The sequence below is a fragment of the Streptomyces sp. JLBG701 genome (assembly GCF_058544905.1).
Window position 1 is genome coordinate 10,629,351 of sequence record NZ_CM178588.1, and the last position, 16,219, is coordinate 10,645,569.

20 protein-coding genes are annotated in these 16,219 nt (G+C 69.3%); 14 read left to right on the top strand and 6 right to left on the bottom strand.

What is annotated here, in order from left to right:
- Positions 1 to 93: 93 nt before the first annotated feature.
- From AC5DRG_RS48600 to AC5DRG_RS48615, 4 genes are read left to right on the top strand one after another with little or no spacing between them, the layout of a single operon-like run.
- Positions 94 to 1,107 carry a sugar ABC transporter substrate-binding protein gene (locus AC5DRG_RS48600; RefSeq protein ID WP_491806721.1) on the top strand — a complete coding sequence of 338 codons (1,014 nt, stop codon included), beginning with the start codon at positions 94 to 96 and terminating at the stop codon, positions 1,105 to 1,107.
- Positions 1,107 to 2,186, top strand: coding sequence for an ABC transporter permease (locus tag AC5DRG_RS48605; protein ID WP_491806722.1), 1,080 nt, complete (start codon positions 1,107 to 1,109; stop codon positions 2,184 to 2,186). The genes AC5DRG_RS48600 and AC5DRG_RS48605 overlap by 1 nt, the downstream gene beginning before the upstream one ends.
- A gap of 5 nt (positions 2,187 to 2,191) precedes the next feature.
- Positions 2,192 to 3,094, top strand: a complete 903-nt coding sequence (locus AC5DRG_RS48610) for an ATP-binding cassette domain-containing protein (RefSeq protein WP_491806723.1) — start codon at positions 2,192 to 2,194, stop codon at positions 3,092 to 3,094.
- Between the two features lie 28 nt (positions 3,095 to 3,122).
- Positions 3,123 to 4,142, top strand: coding sequence for a Gfo/Idh/MocA family protein (locus tag AC5DRG_RS48615; RefSeq protein ID WP_491806724.1), 1,020 nt, complete (start codon positions 3,123 to 3,125; stop codon positions 4,140 to 4,142).
- A gap of 60 nt (positions 4,143 to 4,202) precedes the next feature.
- Here the strand turns inward: AC5DRG_RS48615 and AC5DRG_RS48620 are convergent, their stop codons facing one another.
- Both AC5DRG_RS48620 and AC5DRG_RS48625 read right to left on the bottom strand, forming a co-directional pair.
- Positions 4,203 to 5,222 (bottom strand): Gfo/Idh/MocA family protein, encoded by a 1,020-nt coding sequence (locus AC5DRG_RS48620; protein WP_491806725.1) that lies wholly within the window; start codon positions 5,220 to 5,222, stop codon positions 4,203 to 4,205.
- 14 nt (positions 5,223 to 5,236) lie between these two features.
- Complete coding sequence (locus AC5DRG_RS48625) at positions 5,237 to 6,415, bottom strand: phytanoyl-CoA dioxygenase family protein (RefSeq protein ID WP_491806726.1); 1,179 nt, start codon at positions 6,413 to 6,415, stop codon at positions 5,237 to 5,239.
- 108 nt (positions 6,416 to 6,523) lie between these two features.
- Here AC5DRG_RS48625 and AC5DRG_RS48630 point away from each other — a divergent pair, with 108 nt between their 5' ends.
- A complete protein-coding gene (locus AC5DRG_RS48630) occupies positions 6,524 to 7,570 on the top strand; it encodes a LacI family DNA-binding transcriptional regulator (protein WP_491806727.1) in 1,047 nt (348 codons plus the stop codon).
- Between the two features lie 62 nt (positions 7,571 to 7,632).
- Here AC5DRG_RS48630 and AC5DRG_RS48635 read toward each other — a convergent pair whose 3' ends face one another.
- Complete coding sequence (locus AC5DRG_RS48635) at positions 7,633 to 8,235, bottom strand: response regulator transcription factor (protein WP_491806728.1); 603 nt, start codon at positions 8,233 to 8,235, stop codon at positions 7,633 to 7,635.
- 224 nt (positions 8,236 to 8,459) lie between these two features.
- On the opposite strand from AC5DRG_RS48635, the gene AC5DRG_RS48640 reads away from it, so the two are divergent.
- The gene (locus AC5DRG_RS48640; protein WP_491806729.1) at positions 8,460 to 8,603 is read left to right on the top strand and encodes a hypothetical protein; all 144 of its coding nucleotides are present in this window, start codon (positions 8,460 to 8,462) and stop codon (positions 8,601 to 8,603) included.
- Between the two features lie 21 nt (positions 8,604 to 8,624).
- On the opposite strand, the gene AC5DRG_RS48645 is transcribed toward AC5DRG_RS48640, so the two are convergent.
- Positions 8,625 to 9,824 carry a sensor histidine kinase gene (locus AC5DRG_RS48645; protein ID WP_491806730.1) on the bottom strand — a complete coding sequence of 400 codons (1,200 nt, stop codon included), beginning with the start codon at positions 9,822 to 9,824 and terminating at the stop codon, positions 8,625 to 8,627.
- A 191-nt stretch (positions 9,825 to 10,015) separates the two neighbouring features.
- Here AC5DRG_RS48645 and AC5DRG_RS48650 point away from each other — a divergent pair, with 191 nt between their 5' ends.
- Complete coding sequence (locus AC5DRG_RS48650; protein ID WP_491806731.1) at positions 10,016 to 10,468, top strand: hypothetical protein; 453 nt, start codon at positions 10,016 to 10,018, stop codon at positions 10,466 to 10,468.
- Positions 10,469 to 10,551: 83 nt separating this feature from the next.
- The gene (locus AC5DRG_RS48655) at positions 10,552 to 11,154 is read left to right on the top strand and encodes a hypothetical protein (protein WP_491806732.1); all 603 of its coding nucleotides are present in this window, start codon (positions 10,552 to 10,554) and stop codon (positions 11,152 to 11,154) included.
- 67 nt (positions 11,155 to 11,221) lie between these two features.
- Here the strand turns inward: AC5DRG_RS48655 and AC5DRG_RS48660 are convergent, their stop codons facing one another.
- Positions 11,222 to 11,371 (bottom strand): hypothetical protein, encoded by a 150-nt coding sequence (locus AC5DRG_RS48660; protein WP_491806733.1) that lies wholly within the window; start codon positions 11,369 to 11,371, stop codon positions 11,222 to 11,224.
- 37 nt (positions 11,372 to 11,408) lie between these two features.
- Between AC5DRG_RS48660 and AC5DRG_RS48665 the strand changes: the two genes are divergently transcribed.
- The 6 genes from AC5DRG_RS48665 (at position 11,409) to AC5DRG_RS48690 (ending at position 14,889) form a co-directional block, all read left to right on the top strand.
- Positions 11,409 to 12,425, top strand: coding sequence for an ArsR/SmtB family transcription factor (locus AC5DRG_RS48665; RefSeq protein WP_491806734.1), 1,017 nt, complete (start codon positions 11,409 to 11,411; stop codon positions 12,423 to 12,425).
- A 77-nt stretch (positions 12,426 to 12,502) separates the two neighbouring features.
- On the top strand, positions 12,503 to 12,733 hold the full coding sequence (locus AC5DRG_RS48670; protein ID WP_491806735.1) for a hypothetical protein: 231 nt from the start codon (positions 12,503 to 12,505) through the stop codon (positions 12,731 to 12,733).
- A gap of 12 nt (positions 12,734 to 12,745) precedes the next feature.
- Complete coding sequence (locus AC5DRG_RS48675) at positions 12,746 to 13,168, top strand: hypothetical protein (protein ID WP_491806736.1); 423 nt, start codon at positions 12,746 to 12,748, stop codon at positions 13,166 to 13,168.
- 49 nt (positions 13,169 to 13,217) lie between these two features.
- Positions 13,218 to 13,736, top strand: a complete 519-nt coding sequence (locus tag AC5DRG_RS48680) for a hypothetical protein (RefSeq protein ID WP_491806737.1) — start codon at positions 13,218 to 13,220, stop codon at positions 13,734 to 13,736.
- Positions 13,737 to 13,928: 192 nt separating this feature from the next.
- Entirely contained in the window at positions 13,929 to 14,414 is a 486-nt protein-coding gene (locus AC5DRG_RS48685) for a DUF1579 family protein (protein WP_491806738.1), read from the top strand.
- A 1-nt stretch (position 14,415) separates the two neighbouring features.
- Entirely contained in the window at positions 14,416 to 14,889 is a 474-nt protein-coding gene (locus tag AC5DRG_RS48690) for a pyridoxamine 5'-phosphate oxidase family protein (RefSeq protein WP_491806739.1), read from the top strand.
- Between the two features lie 41 nt (positions 14,890 to 14,930).
- Here the strand turns inward: AC5DRG_RS48690 and AC5DRG_RS48695 are convergent, their stop codons facing one another.
- Positions 14,931 to 16,088: a S1 family peptidase gene (locus tag AC5DRG_RS48695; RefSeq protein ID WP_491806740.1), complete on the bottom strand. Its 1,158-nt coding sequence runs from the start codon at positions 16,086 to 16,088 to the stop codon at positions 14,931 to 14,933.
- Between the last annotated feature and the right edge of the window lie 131 nt (positions 16,089 to 16,219).

Below are 16,219 nucleotides of genomic sequence, written 5' to 3' on the forward strand. Positions count from 1 at the left end.
AGGAAACAGCCGTGTTAACGGCATGTGATCCGCGGTGTTCGCTCGATCAGCCGCCTCTCCCTTTCCCCTGCAGCACAGTGAGGTGCCGGAAAGATGGACCGTTCCTTCCACCCCCGCAGAATCGCCCCCGTCGTCGCAGCGGCGGCCGCCGCCGCACTGCTCGTCGCCGGATGCTCCAGCAGCTCCGGAGGTAAGCAGGCCGAAGAGAGCGCGGGCGCTGTCTCGGCCGGCAAGGCCACCACTCCCCGTATGACGATCGCGATGATCACGCACGCCGCCCCTGGTGACACCTTCTGGGACACGATTCGCAAGGGCGCCGAGGCCGCCGCCGCCAAGGACAACGTCAAGCTGGTCTACTCCAGCGACCCCAGCGGCCCCAACCAGTCGAACCTGGTCCAGAACGCCATCGACCAGAAGGTCGACGGCATCGCCGTCACCCTCGCCAAGCCTGACGCCATGAAGGCCGTGGTCGCCCAGGCCGTGAAGGCCGGCATCCCCGTCGTCGGCTTCAACACCGGCGTGCAGGACTGGAAGGAGCAGGGCCTGCTCGAGTACTTCGGCCAGGACGAGAGCATCGCCGGCGAGGCGTTCGGCCGCAGGCTCAACGAGGCCGGCGCCAAGCACACCGTCTGCGTGATCATGGAACAGGGGCAGGTGGCGCTGGAGGCCCGCTGCGGGGGCGTGAAGAAGACGTTCGAGGGCAAGACCGACATCCTCTACGTCAACGGCACCGACATGCCCTCGGTGAAGTCGACGATCACGGCCAAGCTCAAGCAGGACAGCTCCATCGACTACGTGACGACACTCGGCGCCCCGTTCGCGATGACCGCCATCCAGTCCATCGCCGACGCCGGCACCGACACCAAGCTCGCCACGTTCGACCTCAACAAGGACGCGGTCGGCGCCATCAAGTCCGGCAAGATCCAGTGGGCCATCGACCAGCAGCCCTACCTCCAGGGCTACCTGTCGGTCGACTCGCTGTGGCTCTACAAGAACAACGGCAACTACATGGGCGGCGGCGAGGCACCCGTGCTGACCGGCCCGGCGTTCGTCGACAAGACCAACGTCGCGGAGATCGCCCAGTTCGCCGCGAAGGGAACCCGGTGATGACCGTGACCCAGACAACGGCACCGGCGACGGGCTCCCCGTCGCCGGCTCCGCCGGCCCATGCGAAGGATGGGCGGACCGAGGAACGCCCCTTGGTGCTCAGGCTGTTGGCCCGTCCTGAGGTGGGCGTCTTCCTCGGTGCGATCGCGGTGTACGTGTTCTTCCTCGTGACAGCGCCGCCGGTGCGTGACGGCAGCTCGATGGCGAACGTGCTGTACCAGTCGTCGACCATCGGGATCATGGCGCTGCCGGTGGCCTTGTTGATGATCGGCGGCGAGTTCGACCTGTCGGCAGGCGTCGCGGTGATCACCTCGGCGCTCACCGCGGCCATGCTCAGCTACCAGCTGACCATGAACGCCTGGGTGGGCGTGATCGTCGCGCTCCTGGTGGCGCTGGGGATCGGCTTCCTCAACGGCTGGTTGGTGGTCAAGACCGGGTTGCCCAGCTTCCTGGTCACTCTGGGCAGCTTCCTCATCCTGCAGGGTGTGAACCTCGCGGTGACCAAGCTGGTCACCGGCAACGTGGCGACCGACGACATCAGTTCCATGGACGGCTTCGGCCAGGCGAAGAAGATCTTCGCGTCGTCCTTCGAGCTCGGCGGGGTCCAGGTGAAGATCACCATCGTGTGGTGGCTGGTCTTCGCGGCCCTGGCCACCTGGGTCCTGCTGCGCACCAAGTACGGCAACTGGGTCTTCGCGGTCGGCGGCAACAAGGAGAGCGCGCGGGCGGTCGGTGTGCCGGTGGCCTTCACGAAGATCTCGCTGTTCATGCTGGTCGGTTTCGGTGCCTGGTTCGTCGGCATGCACCAGCTCTTCACCTTCAACACCGTGCAGTCCGGTGAGGGCGTCGGGCAGGAGCTGATCTACATCTCGGCGGCCGTGATCGGTGGCTGTCTGCTGACCGGCGGTGCCGGCAGCGCGATCGGTCCGGTCTTCGGTGCGTTCATGTTCGGCATGGTGCAGCAGGGCATCGTCTACGCCGGCTGGAACCCGGACTGGTTCAAGGCGTTCCTCGGCGTGATGCTGCTCGGCGCCGTCCTGATCAATCTGTGGGTCCAGCGCACAGCGACCCGGAGGTAAACGGAATGACAAGCATCAACGGAACCGGCACGCACGGCGCGATCCTCGACGACAGCGTGTCCACGGGCGAAGCCGCCCTCGTGGAACTGCGCAACGCGGGCAAGGCGTACGGCAACATCCACGCCCTGCACGGCGTCGACCTGAGGGTTCATCCCGGCCAGGTCACCTGTGTTCTGGGTGACAACGGGGCCGGCAAGTCGACCCTGATCAAAATCATCTCGGGGCTGCACCAGCACACCGAGGGCGACTTCCTCGTCGACGGCGAACCGGTGCACTTCTCCACCCCGCGCCAGGCCCTCGACCTCGGCATCGCCACCGTCTACCAGGACCTGGCCGTCGTACCCCTGATGCCGGTGTGGCGGAACTTCTTCCTCGGCTCCGAGATGACCAAGGGCCCGTGGCCCTTCCGCCGCCTCGACATCGAGAAGATGAAGAAGACCGCGGACGAGGAACTCCGCAACATGGGCATCATCCTGGACGACCTCGACCAGCCCATCGGCACCCTCTCCGGCGGCCAGCGCCAGTGCGTGGCGATCGCCCGCGCCGTGTACTTCGGCGCCCGCGTGTTGATCCTGGACGAGCCGACCGCCGCCCTCGGCGTCAAGCAGTCCGGCGTGGTGTTGAAGTACATCGCCGCCGCCCGCGACCGAGGCCTGGGCGTCATCTTCATCACCCACAACCCGCACCACGCCTACATGGTCGGCGATCACTTCAGCGTGCTGCGCCTGGGCACCATGGAACTGTCCGCCGAACGCGTCGAGATCACCCTCGAAGAACTCACCAACCACATGGCCGGCGGCACCGAACTGGCCGCGCTCAAACACGAGTTGGCCCAGGTCCGCGGCGTCGACATCGAGGAACTCCCCGAAGCGGACGCCCTTCAGGTCGGCGCTCCCCAGGCCAACTGACCTCACCAGCACCGGAGACATCACGAACATGCCACCTCAGCGAGCACTGGGTGTTGCCGTCGTCGGCACCGGCAAGATGGGCGCGGACCATGTGCGCAGACTCCACGACGTCGTCAGCGGGGCACGCGTAACAGCCGTCGTCGACATCGAGGCGGAGCGCGCCAAAACGCTCGCGGACGCCATCGAAGGCTGCACGGCGTACACAGAACCCGCGGCAGCCATGGCGGCGCAGGATGTGGACGCCGTCCTCATCGCTTCCCCGGGGCCGGCCCACGAGGCGGCCCTGCTCGAAGCCCTCGGCCGTGACCTGCCGGTGCTGTGCGAGAAGCCGCTCACCCCCGACGCGGCTTCCGCCCAGCGCGTCCTGGAGGCGGAGCAGCGGCTCGGCCACCGGCGTATCCAGGTGGGCTTCATGCGGCGGTACGACGCCGAATACATGAAGCTGAAGCAGCTCCTCGACAGCGGGGAGCTGGGCAGGGCACTGATGCTGCACCATCGGCACCGGAACCTGTCCATGCCGCCGTGGTTCACCAACGAGATGCTCATCAACGACTCGGTGGTGCACGAGATGGACGTGACCCGCTGGCTCCTCGATCAGGAGATCACCGCGGTCACCGTGCACAAGCCGGCCCCGACATCACATGCTCCGGCCGGCATGAACGACCCTCAATTCGTCCTCTTCGAAACCGAGTTGGGCGCCCTGGTCGACGTCGAGATCTTCGGCCACTGCGGCTACGGCTACCAGGTGCACGCCGAAGCGGTCTGCGAGCGGGGCACCGTACGCATCGGCGACGAGCACGGGCCGCGGCTGAGCGCCGCCGGCCGCTGGGGCGGACGCATCACACCGGATTACGTCGAACGCTTCGAGGACGCCTACGACCGTGAGGTCCAGGGCTGGGTGGACGCCACCCGGCGCGGCGAGGTCACCGGCCCCAGCGTCTGGGACGGCTACGCGGCAGCCGCCGTATGCGAGGCGGGTGTGCTCTCCCAGCGGGAGGGGCGGCGCGTCGAGGTCGAGCTGATCGAGCGGCCGGGCTTCTACCAGTAGGCGGTACACGGCAGTTGAGGGCGGTACCCACGGGTACCGCCCTCAACTGCCGTGTACCGCTCAGCCGATGTGCGGAAGGAGCGTACGCGGCCGGACCGGGAACCCGGCCGCCCGGTAGCAGTCGTCGATGAGCCGCATGGTGGTCAACGCGTCGTCGGCGTCGAGTGCCAGCGGTGCGCCGTGCCGCAAGTGGGCGGCGAAGGACTCCAGTTGGTAGGTGTACGAGGACCGGCGGCCGAGTTCCTCGGTGCGCTCACCGGCGGCCGTACGGACGATGACCCGGTCGTCCAGGTGGGGCTGGACGAAGTTCACCACCGTGGCTTCGCCGCGCGAGCCCACGACGCGGCAGCTCATCTGCCAGGTGTCGTGGGCCATGTGGCAGCGGGCGCTGCCCGTGGCGCCGCCCGGGAACTCCAGATCGGCATCCAGCCACTCGTCGACTCCCGCGGCCCCCGCCTTCTCACCGCCGCGCGCGGCGACCAGCCGGGGCGCCCCGCCCGCCCAGGGCGCGAGCACGCGCTGGGCGTGCAGGCTGTAGCACCCGAGGTCCATCAGCGCGCCGCCCGCCAGCGGAAGCGACCACCGTACGTCGCTGTCCGGTGGCGCGGGCATGGCGACCATGGTCTCGACGTGCCGGAGCTCGCCCAACTCCCCGCTGCCCAGCAGCTCGTGCAGGCGCAGGATGACCGGGTGGAACAGGTAATGAAAGCCCTCCATGAACACCGTGCCCGCCTTGGCGACAGCCTCGTGGACCTCGGCCGCCTCCGCCGCGTTGCTCGCGGACGGCTTCTCGGTGAGGACGTGCTTGCCGGCCCGGAGAGCGGCCAGGTTCCACGGCCCGTGCAGGCTGTTGGCCAACGGGTTGTAGACGACCTCGACCTCCGGGTCGGCGACAAGGTCGGCGTAGGAGTCGACGACTCGTTCCACGCCGTGTGTGGTGGCGAAGGCCTCGGCCCGGGCGCGGTCGCGGGCGGCCACAGCGACGAGGCGGTGGCCGGTCGCATGGGCCGGTCCGACGATCGACAGGTCGGCGATCCGGGCGGCGCCCAGGACGCCGATCCGCAGGGGTTCATCTGTCATGACTGTGTGTCCTCTTAGCTCTGGCGGCGCTTGGCAGCCGCCTGCAGTTCCTGGCGCAGTCGCTCGGGGTCCCAGCCCTCGGCGACGGCCTGGCGGACGGTGTCCGCCTGGGAGGGCGGGGCGAGACCGTCGACCGGTGGGTCGAGGTCCAGGTTGGTGGGGAAGGGGTAGCCCTCGGCGGTGGCGGCGATCACGCGGCGCAGCCAGTCCTCCGAGGCGCCCTCGGACTTGCGGCGCAGCAGCACCGGGAACAGTGCGTTCGCCATCGCCTCGCGGTTCACCGTCTCCATGGCCCGGCCGAAGGCGGAGGAGACCTGCAACAGGTTCGCCATGCGCCTGATGTCGGCCGACCGGTTATGTCCGGCGGCGTGGAAGAGCGCCGGGTTGAAGAAGACGGCGTCGCCCTTCTCCAGGGGGAGTTGGACGTGGTGGGCGTCGAAGTACTCCACGAACTGCGGCAGTCGCCAGGCGAGATAGCCGGGCTCGAACTTCTGCGAGTGCGGCAGGTACAGGGTCGGGCCGGACTCGACGGGCATGTCGCAGTGGGCCACCGCGCCCTGCAGGGTCAGCACGGGGGAGAGGCGGTGGACGTGCGCGGGGTAGGCGGCGGCGCGCTCCTGGGAGAGGAAGCCGAGGTGGTAGTCACGGTGGACGTTCTGCGCGGCCCCACCCGGATTGACCACGTTGACCTGCGAGGTCACCTGGTAGGCGGGGCCGAGCCAGGCCTCGGAGATCAGGGCCAGCATGTCGTTGGCGTAGTAGTCGGCGAACACCTCCGGCGCCCGTACGGCCACCTTGTCCAGGGCGTTCCAGACCCGGTCGTTCGCGCCCGGCTCGGCGAAGTGGTCGCCGCGGGCCACGCCGCTCGCACGCTCCTCCTCGATCAGCGCGCGGAAGGCCTCGGACGCCCGGTCCACGACGGCCGCGTCGGTGAAGGCGCCCTTGAGGACCACGATGCCGGGCCCGTCCAGCAGAGCCCGGACCAACTCGTCCTGCACGCTCCGGCGGCCGTCCGTGGAGGTCGCCAGAGCGCGGAGCCGATCGCTGTCGTAGAGCGGGACGTTCTGCTCGACCCGCTCGGCCGAGGGGTACTCGGCGGGGTCGGTGCGCTGCTCCACGAGCGAGCGGAACGCGTCGAGATCGCAGTCCGCCTCGGTCAACCAAGTCCGCACTCCGGCGGCTGTGGAAGACATCCAGGTCCTTTCGCAGTCCGGGCATTTCTGCCAGTCTTGAGAACACGAACCCATCATTCAATGCTTATCAGTGCATCAAAAGTCCATCATCAGACTCTGGGATCAGTCATGCGACACCGCTACCCGATCAGGGAAATCGCCAGGCAGGCCGGACTGAGCACGGCCACGGTCGACCGCGTCCTCAATGAGCGGGGCAATGTGACGGAGGGCACCGTCAGGGAGGTGCACGAAGCCATCAAGGATCTGGACCGTCAGCAGAGCCAGGTCCGGCTCGGGGGCCGCACCTTCATGATCGACATCGTGATGCAGACCCCGGAGCGGTTCTCCACCGCCGTACGCGAGGCGCTCGAAGCCGAACTGCCCTCCCTGCATCCCGCCCACGTGCGCTCACGCTTCCACTTCCGCGAGACCTGCCCTCCTGCCGAACTGATCGGAACCCTGGACAAGATCGCGAAGCGTGGCACGCAGGGCGTGATCCTCAAGGCACCCGACGAGCCGGAGATCGCGGCCGCGGTGGGCCGGCTGGTCGCGGCCGGCATCCCCGTCGTCACCCTGGTGACCGACCTGCCCCACAGCCCACGCCTGGCGTACGTCGGCATCGACAACCGCGCGGCCGGCGCCACCGCCGCCTACCTCCTCGGGCAGTGGCTGGGCAAGCGGCCCGGCAACGTGCTCACCACCATCAGCCGGGGCTCCTTCCGAGGCGAGGAGGAACGCGAGATGGGCTTCCGCAGCGCGATGCGCCTCGCCGACCCCCGGCGATCCCTGGTGGAGGTCACCGACAGCGACGGCCTCGACGCCACCCAGCACGATCTCGTCCTGGAGGCGCTCAAGCGCGACGACGACATCATCGCCGTCTACTCCGCGGGCGGCGGCAACCTCGCCACCCTCGACGCCTTCGACGCGCTCGGACGGGATTGCGCCGTGTTCATCGCCCACGACCTCGACCACGACAACACCCGCCTGCTGCGCGAGCGCCGCCTCTCCGCGGTCCTCCACCACGACCTCCGCCAGGACATGCGCCGCGCCTGCCAGATCATCATGCGCGCCCACAAGGCACTCCCCGACGACGGCCCCTCCCTGCCCTCGGCGATCCAGGTGGTCACGCCGTTCAACATGCCACCGGGCGCTCCGTCCGTGGCGGTCGTCGACTGAAACCCGCTGCGAGCTTCGCCCGGGTGTGGACCGCTTGCGCCCGGGCAGTCACGGGACGACCCCTAGATCCAGCCCTGCTGCCAGGCTTCGTGGGCGGCGGCGTGGCGAGTGGTCGCGCCCAGCTTGGACATGGCGGCGGAGAGGTAGTTGCGGACCGTGCCGGGGGCCAGGTGGACCGCGGCGGCGATCTCGGCGACCGAGGCGCCGGTGCGGGCGGCGCGCAGGACCTCCAGTTCGCGGTCGGTGAGGGGGCAGTCGTCCTCGGTCAGGGCGGAGGCGGCGATGTCCGGGTCAACGTAGCGGCGTCCGGCGGCGATGTCCCGGATGATCTCGGCCAGTCGGGCCGCCGGGGTGGTCTTGGGCACGAAGCCCCGGACACCGGCGGTCAGGGCGCGGCGCAGCACGGCGGGGCGGGCATGCCGGGTGACGAGGATGACGGGGATGTCGAGGTGGGCCCGGATCTCCTCGGCGGCGCGAAGACCGTCGGTGGGCGGCATCTCCAGGTCGAGCAGCGCGATGTCGGGACGGTGCTCGCGGGCCAGCCGTACGGCATCGGTGGAGGTGGCCGCTTCGGCGACCACCGTCAGGTCGTCCTCCAGCGCGAGGAGGGCGGCCAGGGCACTCCGGAGAAGATCCTCGTCGTCGGCGAGCAACAGCCGGATCATGTCGCCTCCCCCCTTCGTCGGCGGCGGCATCATCGCACGCCGGGGCCCGCCGGGTGGGCTGGCGGCGACGACATCGCGCCGTGCGGTCCACCGGTGCACTTCGGTGACTCACCGTGCAGGCCCGCTCGGTGAGTTGGCGGAGGGCGCCCCTGAGACGCACGCCGTCGTGCGCTGGGTGCCCGGCAGCGACCACATGGCGTCGCGCGGCCCACGGGTGCACCTCGGTGACTCACCGAGCAGGCCCGCTAAGGGAGTTGACGGAGGACGTTCCCACGACGCACGCCGTCCCCCGGCGCGCCGGAGGCGACAACATCGTGCTGCACCTTCCGCCGAGGGTGTCGTGGCTGCTCACCGCGCAGTCCCGCTAGGGGAGTTCGCGGACGACGCCTCTACGACGCCTTCCCCTCCGCAGGGTGCGCGGGCAACTCGGCGATGAGGCTGAAGCGTTCGCCGTCGCGCTCCCAGCTCAGCTCGCCGCCAGCGGCCCTCAACCGCTCGGCCAGCGTGCGCAGTCCGGTCCCGTCCCCGGCGCCAGGGCGTGCGTCCGCGCCGTCATTGCTGACGCTCAGGCGGGTGACACCCCCGGTGACGCGGTAGTCGATCGCGGCGTTCCGTGCCCGGCTGTGCCGCAGCACGTTGGTGACGGCCTCGCGCATGACCAGCCCCAGCAGGTGACGGACGGACTCGGCCAGGTCGGCCTCGGTCTCCGGCTCGGCGAGGGTCATGCCGGCGTGGATGTCGGCCGCCGCCAGCACCCGGGTCGCGTTGGCGATCTCGTCGTCCAGCGTCGTACGGCGATAGCCCTGCACCACGGCACGGGTGTCGCGCAGGGCCTCGGCGGACAGTTGGCGTATCTCCCTCATCTCGGCGGCGGCGCGCGCAGGGTCGGCCGCGACGAGCCGGGCCGCCAACTCGCTCTTGAGCGCGATCACTTGCAAGTGGTGGCCCTGAATGTCGTGCAGGTCCCCGGCGAAGCGGAGCCGCTCGTCCTTGACGGCCAGTTCCGCCTCCAGCCACCGCGCCCTGTCCAGTCGGCCCGCGATGTCCCAGGCCCACACCGGCCCGAGCATCAGCCAGACGGTGGTGGCGACCAGCCCGGCCGGGAACAGCGTCGCGTACGCCAGCTCGCCGTCCCCGGCGGCCAGGCTGACGACACCTCCCGGTAGCGCAGCAAGAACCACCGCCCCGGCGATCAACTGCCGTCTGGGGCGCGGCGTGACATAGGTCGCGACGATCGCCACCAGCACCGCGGGCGCCACCGCCCACACCCCGTATTCCCGCTGCGTCAGCGGGAGCACGGCGAGTACGACCGCTGCCCCGGCCGCGGTGAGCAGCCAGCCCATGGACGGGCGAGGGGCCACCGACGCAGGTTCCAGCCGCCTGCTGAGCAGCACCACGCTCGCCAACGTCTCGACCACCAGGGCGGGCGCACCGAGGGCCCGGGTCCACAACGGCCAGTCGCCGTCCAGGATCCAGTCGCCGATCAGGAGGACGAGAACGAACGCGGTGGTGCCGGGCACGGCCCACCACGTGTAGCGGCGCAGGCTGCTCAGCCCCGCCGCCCCGCGCTCGTCCGGCTTGTCACGCATCCGGTCATTGTCGCAGCGGAGGAACGGCCGGACCGAGTGCCGAACCACTGCTTTCGCCATGACAGATGTCATGCCGGGGCGGTGACAACTCCACGCGCACACATGCCACTTCGACACTACGGGCGGTCCGCGCCCGTCGGCAGTGTGGAGGGCGTGAGAAGTACCCCACCCCCGTATGGAGGAGCACCGTCATGCACGTACAGAACGAGACGTCCCGCACCCCGGCCACGGACACCACGCCCGGCCGCGGCACAACGGCGCACCGCCGGTGGCACTTCGCCCGCCACTACCTGGAGATGCTCGTCGCGATGGCCGTGGGAATGCTGGTCCTCGGCTCGGCGACGCGCGGCGTCCTGGCACTCGCGGGAGTGGAGTTCTCCGCGCCACTCCACCCGGAACTGACGTCCCTGGAAATGGCCTTCGACATGTCCGTCGCCATGGTCGTCTGGATGCGCCACCGCGGTCACCGCTGGGCGGACTGCCTGGAGATGAGCGGCGCGATGTTCGCGCCCGCACTCGCACTGATCCCGCTGCTCTGGCTGGGCGTCGTCGACGTCGAGTCGATGATCGCCTTCGAGCACCTCGCGATGCTCCCGCTCATGCTCCTCGTCATGCTCCGCCGCCCGAGCGCGTACGGCGGCTGATCCGCGCCGCTTTCCTGGCCGACCCGCATCCCTCATTCCGCACACCGCACCGCTCTCGCACAACCGTGCCCAGGAGGTACGTCATGACTGCCGCGACACCTGAAAAAGCAACACCCGAAGACCGCTCCCCGGCCCAGTTCCTGATCCGGCGCTGGCCCACGATCCTCGCGCTCACGCTCTCCATCGTGGGCGTGATCGCAGGCGGATCGGGGGACGTGGACGGATCGGTCGAGGCCTTCGGTGAGGCCCTGCCGCTGCTGCCGTTGCTCTACCTGATCGTCCATCAACTCGGTAAGCCCCGGTTGACTTGGCCCGCCCTCGGAGTGGGCCTGGTGCTCATGGTCGCTCTGCGGGCGCAGGACCTGGTCTCCCAGTCCGAGACCCTGATCGCCCTCGCGCTGGCCTTCCTGGTCTTCGGAGCCCTCCGGGGCACTCCGCACGGGCGGACGGTCTTCCGGATCCAGACCGTGGGGGCGCTCGTGTTCTGCGCGCTCGCCGTGCTGGGGCTGGTCCTGGACCCCGAGGTGGGCCGCTGGCTGGTGGCGGCCGGCTGGTTCTTCCACGGCGTGTGGGACTTCGCGCACCTCAGGCTCGACCGACTCGACGGAATCGTCTCGCGTACGTTCGCCGAGTGGTGCGGTGTCATCGATGTGTGCGTCGCCGTCCAACTGGTCTTCCTGCCGTGAGCGACCGAGCGCCCACAGCCCCGCAGTCTCCCCGACGGATCGCTACGGCGGCCGTCGGGGAGCGGCGCTACTCCCGGCGGAGCAGCACGGCCGTCTCCACGCGTGCGATGTCCTTGAACGCCGTTGCGGGCAGGCTGGGTTCACCGGAGAAGAGCAGCCGGTGTGTCCCGGGCGGCAGGGCTCGTCGTAGGCCGGCCGGCGCGCCCGACCGGTCCACCGCCGCTCACCGATGACCGACCACCATCGGAGATCCCATGCTGCGAGTGCACTTCACCACCGAAGACATCGCGCGCGTCCGTGTCGCCGCCGCCCCCGACCCCCTGTGGGAGATCACCAACAGCTTCCAGATCCTGATCACGGAGGAGAACCCCCTGGCCTTCGGCGAGTGGCGACGCATCGTCCGGCGCCGGCTGCCCCCGACCCACCGCATGCTCGCCGCCCTGCTGCCGCCACGCGGCTACTCACCCGACTTCCTCACCCCCGACCTGGGCGGCACCGTCGACCTGGCCGACGCGGTCGAGACCGTACTCAGCACACCCCGGTCCGTCCTGCGAGGCGATCTGACCCGACTCGCCCTCACCCCGGGCCGATTACACCTCTTACGCGTCGGCTCCCGGACCCTGGCCGACGGCGACCCCGCCGCCCTGCGCCGCTTGGGAGATGCCCTGCGCTCCTACCACCGTCATGCGATCGCTCCCTTTCGACGGCACATCCGGGGGCAGGTGGACGCCGACCGCGCAGTCCGCGCCCGAGCCGTACTGGAAGGCGGAACCGAAGGGCTCCTGGCGAGCCTGCGGCCCGTACTGCGCTGGCAGCCGCCCGTGCTGGAGGCCGACTACCCGATCGACCGCGAACTGCGGCTCGGCGGACGGGGTTTGCTGCTTCAGCCGTCCTTCTTCTGCTCCCGCAGAGCCGTCACCCTCGCCGATCCCGAGCTGCCGCCGGTACTGGTCTATCCGATCCAGCACACCCTCGGCTGGGCCCGCGACCGGGATCCTGACCACCCCGGCACGCAACGCGGCGCCGAACTGGGCGCCCTCATCGGCCGCACCCGAGCCGCGATCCTGGAGGACGTCGTGACCGGCCGCACGACCGGCGAACTCGCCGAGCGGTTCGGCATCTCCGGTGCGGCCGCGAGCTATCACGCCGCCGTGCTGCGCCGGGCCGGCCTGCTGCTGAGCGTGCGCCGCAGCAAGTACGTCCTGCACACGATCACACCCGCCGGGCTCGCCCTCCTCGAGAGCCCACGGGGCACTCCGCCCGACGTTTAGAGCAGGTTTTCAACGTGTGGCGGCAGCGCGGCGACGGACGACAGCATGAGCGCACGCACCGCACGAGCAGATGGGGGATGACGCAGATGACGCGCAAGAAGCTGGCAGCCGCACTCGCGGCCGGGGTACTGGCGATCGGCGGCCTGCTGGCCGGAGCCGGTACGGCGGCGGCAGCCCCTGCGGGAGACAGCCCGTGGGACGGCTGGGCGCCCGGCGGCTACCACGACAGTGGCTACACGGTCTCCATGACGTACAACAGGGTCTCGGATCCGCAGGGCGCCATCGAGGTGGCGGACAGGGATCTCTGAGGGGGAATTCGAGTGTCGGACACACACAGGGCGGCCGCGCTTCGATCGGTCGGCCGCAGCCTCACCGTCAGAACCGCGGCGACCGCGAGCGCCGTGGTGCTGGCCGCGGCGGGCGCGGGCCTGTCGACGGCCGGCGTGGCCCATGCGGACGGCCACGGGGAGGGCTACTACGGGGTGTGGGCGAACAACGTGAACGTCCGCGAACAAACCCCGTGGCAGTGCACCGAATACCCGTCGGTCACCAACTGCCCCCACGTGGCGGACACGGTCTCGTCCACGGATTCGGTCTACGTCTACTGCCAGCAGCTGGGCCAGACCGTCGGAGGAAACCCCTACTGGCTATGGGTCATCACTCCCCGCAGCTATGGGGGAGTGATGGCGAGCTACTACATCGAGAACGTCACGAACAAGATCGATGGCCTACGGGAGTGCTGACGGAGTAAGGCACACCATCCATTGGCAAATCGGCAGAGGAGCGATAGAGATGACAGTTCTCACGGATGGACACCGCCTTGCACGGAAGGGGGTGCTGGCGCTCATGGCTGCGATTTTCCTGCTCGCGGCCATGACGTTGACAGCCCAGTTGTCAACCGCGGCCGCAGCGACAAGAGAGTCATCTTCACCCGCAGGCGACATCGGGATAGCTGCCTGGACGCCCACCGTGTCCCCCCTCTACACCAACTCGCTTCCCGCAGAGCACGTCTACAGGAACCAGACCAACGCCCAGCGGAGCTCCCGTCTGAACAACTGCCCGAGCGGGTATCTGTGCATCGCGGTTGGACAGGGCGACGGCAAGCACGCCGTTTTCGAGCTCTACTATTGCAGCGAGCGGACGCTGGGTGCCTTCATCGACGCCGGCGGCGTCACCAACAACCAAACCGGTGACGCTTACGCATTTTTCACGAGCGCGGACGGAACTTCGAGGGAGTACATCCCCGCCGACAATGTGCCATATTCGTTCAATCCGTATCCGTACGACTATCTCTGGCCGTGCGGCTTCTGACCCCGTCTTTCAAACCGGCCACCGAGGCGTGAGCAGCGGCACTCGACCGACTCGCCGACGCAATTCGCGGCGAGCCGGTCGTGCTCTGCACCCAGACCGCAAAAACACCCTCTGAGCGATGAGTCCGCCCGCCCGTCGCGGTCTGTATCCATGAGAGGAACGCAACCGTGACGTGAGAGCGGAGTGGTCGTCGTGACCGACACCGAAGAGCGGGAAGAGATGCTGGCCCGCCTGGACGTCTTCGTCGGTGAGTGGGCCGTGGAAGCCCGCTTTCCCGGGGACGGGCCGGGACCGTCCGACGTGGCCGGGGACGGGCTCAGGGCGCGCAGCCGGTTCGAGTGGGCCTTGGGCCGGCGGTTTCTGCTCCAGCGCACCGAGATCCCGATCCCCGAGGTACCCGACAGCCTGATGATCGTCGGGGCGGATCCGAAGACCGGCGCGTACACCCAGCACTACTACGACTCCCGCGGCGTGGCGCGCCTGTACGCGATGAGCCTCACCAAGCGTGTGTGGACGCTCACGCGGGAGTCGTCCGACTTCACGCCCCTGGACTTCCGGCAGCGTTTCGTCGGCACGTTCAGCGAGGACGCGAACACCATCACCGGTGCCTGGGAAATGGGCCACGACGGCGGCGCATGGGAGCACGACTTCGCCCTCACCTACCGCAGGGTGGGCTGACATGAACGCCGGTGGACCCGCCGCGCGGACCGTACGGGAGATCATCGAGGCCGGCCGTTACCTCGTCCTGTCCACCGCCGACGCGGCGGGACGACCATGGGGCTCGCCCGTCTACTTCGCGCACATCGACTTCACCGAGTTCTTCTGGGTCTCCTCGCCCCACGCCACGCACTCGCACAACATCGCCGTACGCCCCGAGGTCGGCATCGTGGTCTTCGACTCGCAGGCGGCGATCGGCACCGGACAAGGCGTGTACATGCACGCCGTCGCGAAGCTCATGGAGGGTGGTGAGAGCGCCCGTCGGGGGATCGAGGCGTTCTCCCGCCGCTCGCTGGCCCACGGAGGCCGGGCCTGGACGAGCCAGGACATCGGGCCGAGCGCGGGGATACGGCTCTACCGGGCCACGGCCGACTCGCACTGGATCCTCGCCAAGGACGGCCGCCCCGACCACCGCGTCCCCGTGCCGCTCACCTGACGTCGCACCGGCCCGCGAGGGGGCGGGCCGGTGCGATGGGGTCACGCCGTGTGGAGTGTGAGCCCGTAGCGGTTGAGGATCTCGTTGATCGGCTGGTACCAGGTTTCGCCTCCGCTGCTGCAGTTGCCCCAGCCGCCCGAGGTGACGCCCTGTGCCTGGTCGCCGCTGATGAACGAGCCCCCCGAGTCGCCGGGTTCGGCGCAGACGCTGGTCTTGGTCATCTGATAGACCGCGCCCTGGCTGTAGTTGACCGTCTCGTTCTTGGCGAGGACCGTGCCGCAGTGCCAGTGCGTGGTCGAACCGGACCGGCAGATCGACGCCCCGATCGGCGCCTCGCCCGAGCCGCGGACGAGTTGGTCGGAGACGGTGCCCCAGCCGAGCACGACCGGTACCGTCCACCAGCCGCTGCCGACGTTGACCCAGGCGTAGTCGTTGTCGGGGAACGAGGAGCCCTGGAAGTTGCCGACATAGCTGCCGTCCCAGCCGTACACCGCGGCGCTGGGCTGTCCGCAGTGGCCCGCGGTGACGAAGCCGCCGTACACGGAGAACCCTATGGAGCAGCGGACGTTGCCCGTGTAGTAGGGGTCGCCGCCCACCGTGCCCGCGGCGAACGTGCTAGGAACCTCCTTCGTCTCCCGCACGCTGACGGGACCGGCCTTGCGTGCGCGGGCGACAAAGTCCCGGACATCGTTGTCGTCCTTGTGCGTGGAGACCACATTGACGACGACCGTGCTGGACTTGGGGTCGACGTGCCAACTGCCCACACCGTCGGGGGCGTTGAGCGCGTCGACGCGGGCCATCGTGGCGTCGAGCTGACGCTCGCTGTGCTCGACGAGGGCGACTCGTGCACCCTTGGCCTCGACGGCATCGCGACGAGTGGCATCGGTGAGGGCCACGACGAGCCGTCCGCTCTTCGCGTCGAACCACGAGCCGCCGTACGAGGAGCCGGCGGCACGCCGGGCGGCGCGTTCGACGTTGCGTGCCGTCGACTCTTCGGTGAGTCGGGTGATCGCCTCGTTCTTGGTGAGGCCGAGGTCGCGCTGCATACCGGCGATCAGCGCGGGGGAGGCCGGTGCCTGCGAAGCGGAGGCAGGGGCGAGGGACGTGTCGTCGGCGGCGGCTTCGGTGAGCCCGGTGGCCGCGGCGCTCATGAGGAGGCCGGTGGACAGCGCGGCATGGAGAACTGTTCTGCGTCTCAAGGGAGTTGCCTTTCGTCGATCCGGTGATCGGTGAGTGGGGCGAAGGGCAAGTGAGAGCGCTCTCAGAGCTGCGTGAACGAGAATAGCGGGTGACCCTTGGCAGGTCCATACCAATATCTGGCCCTGTTCTC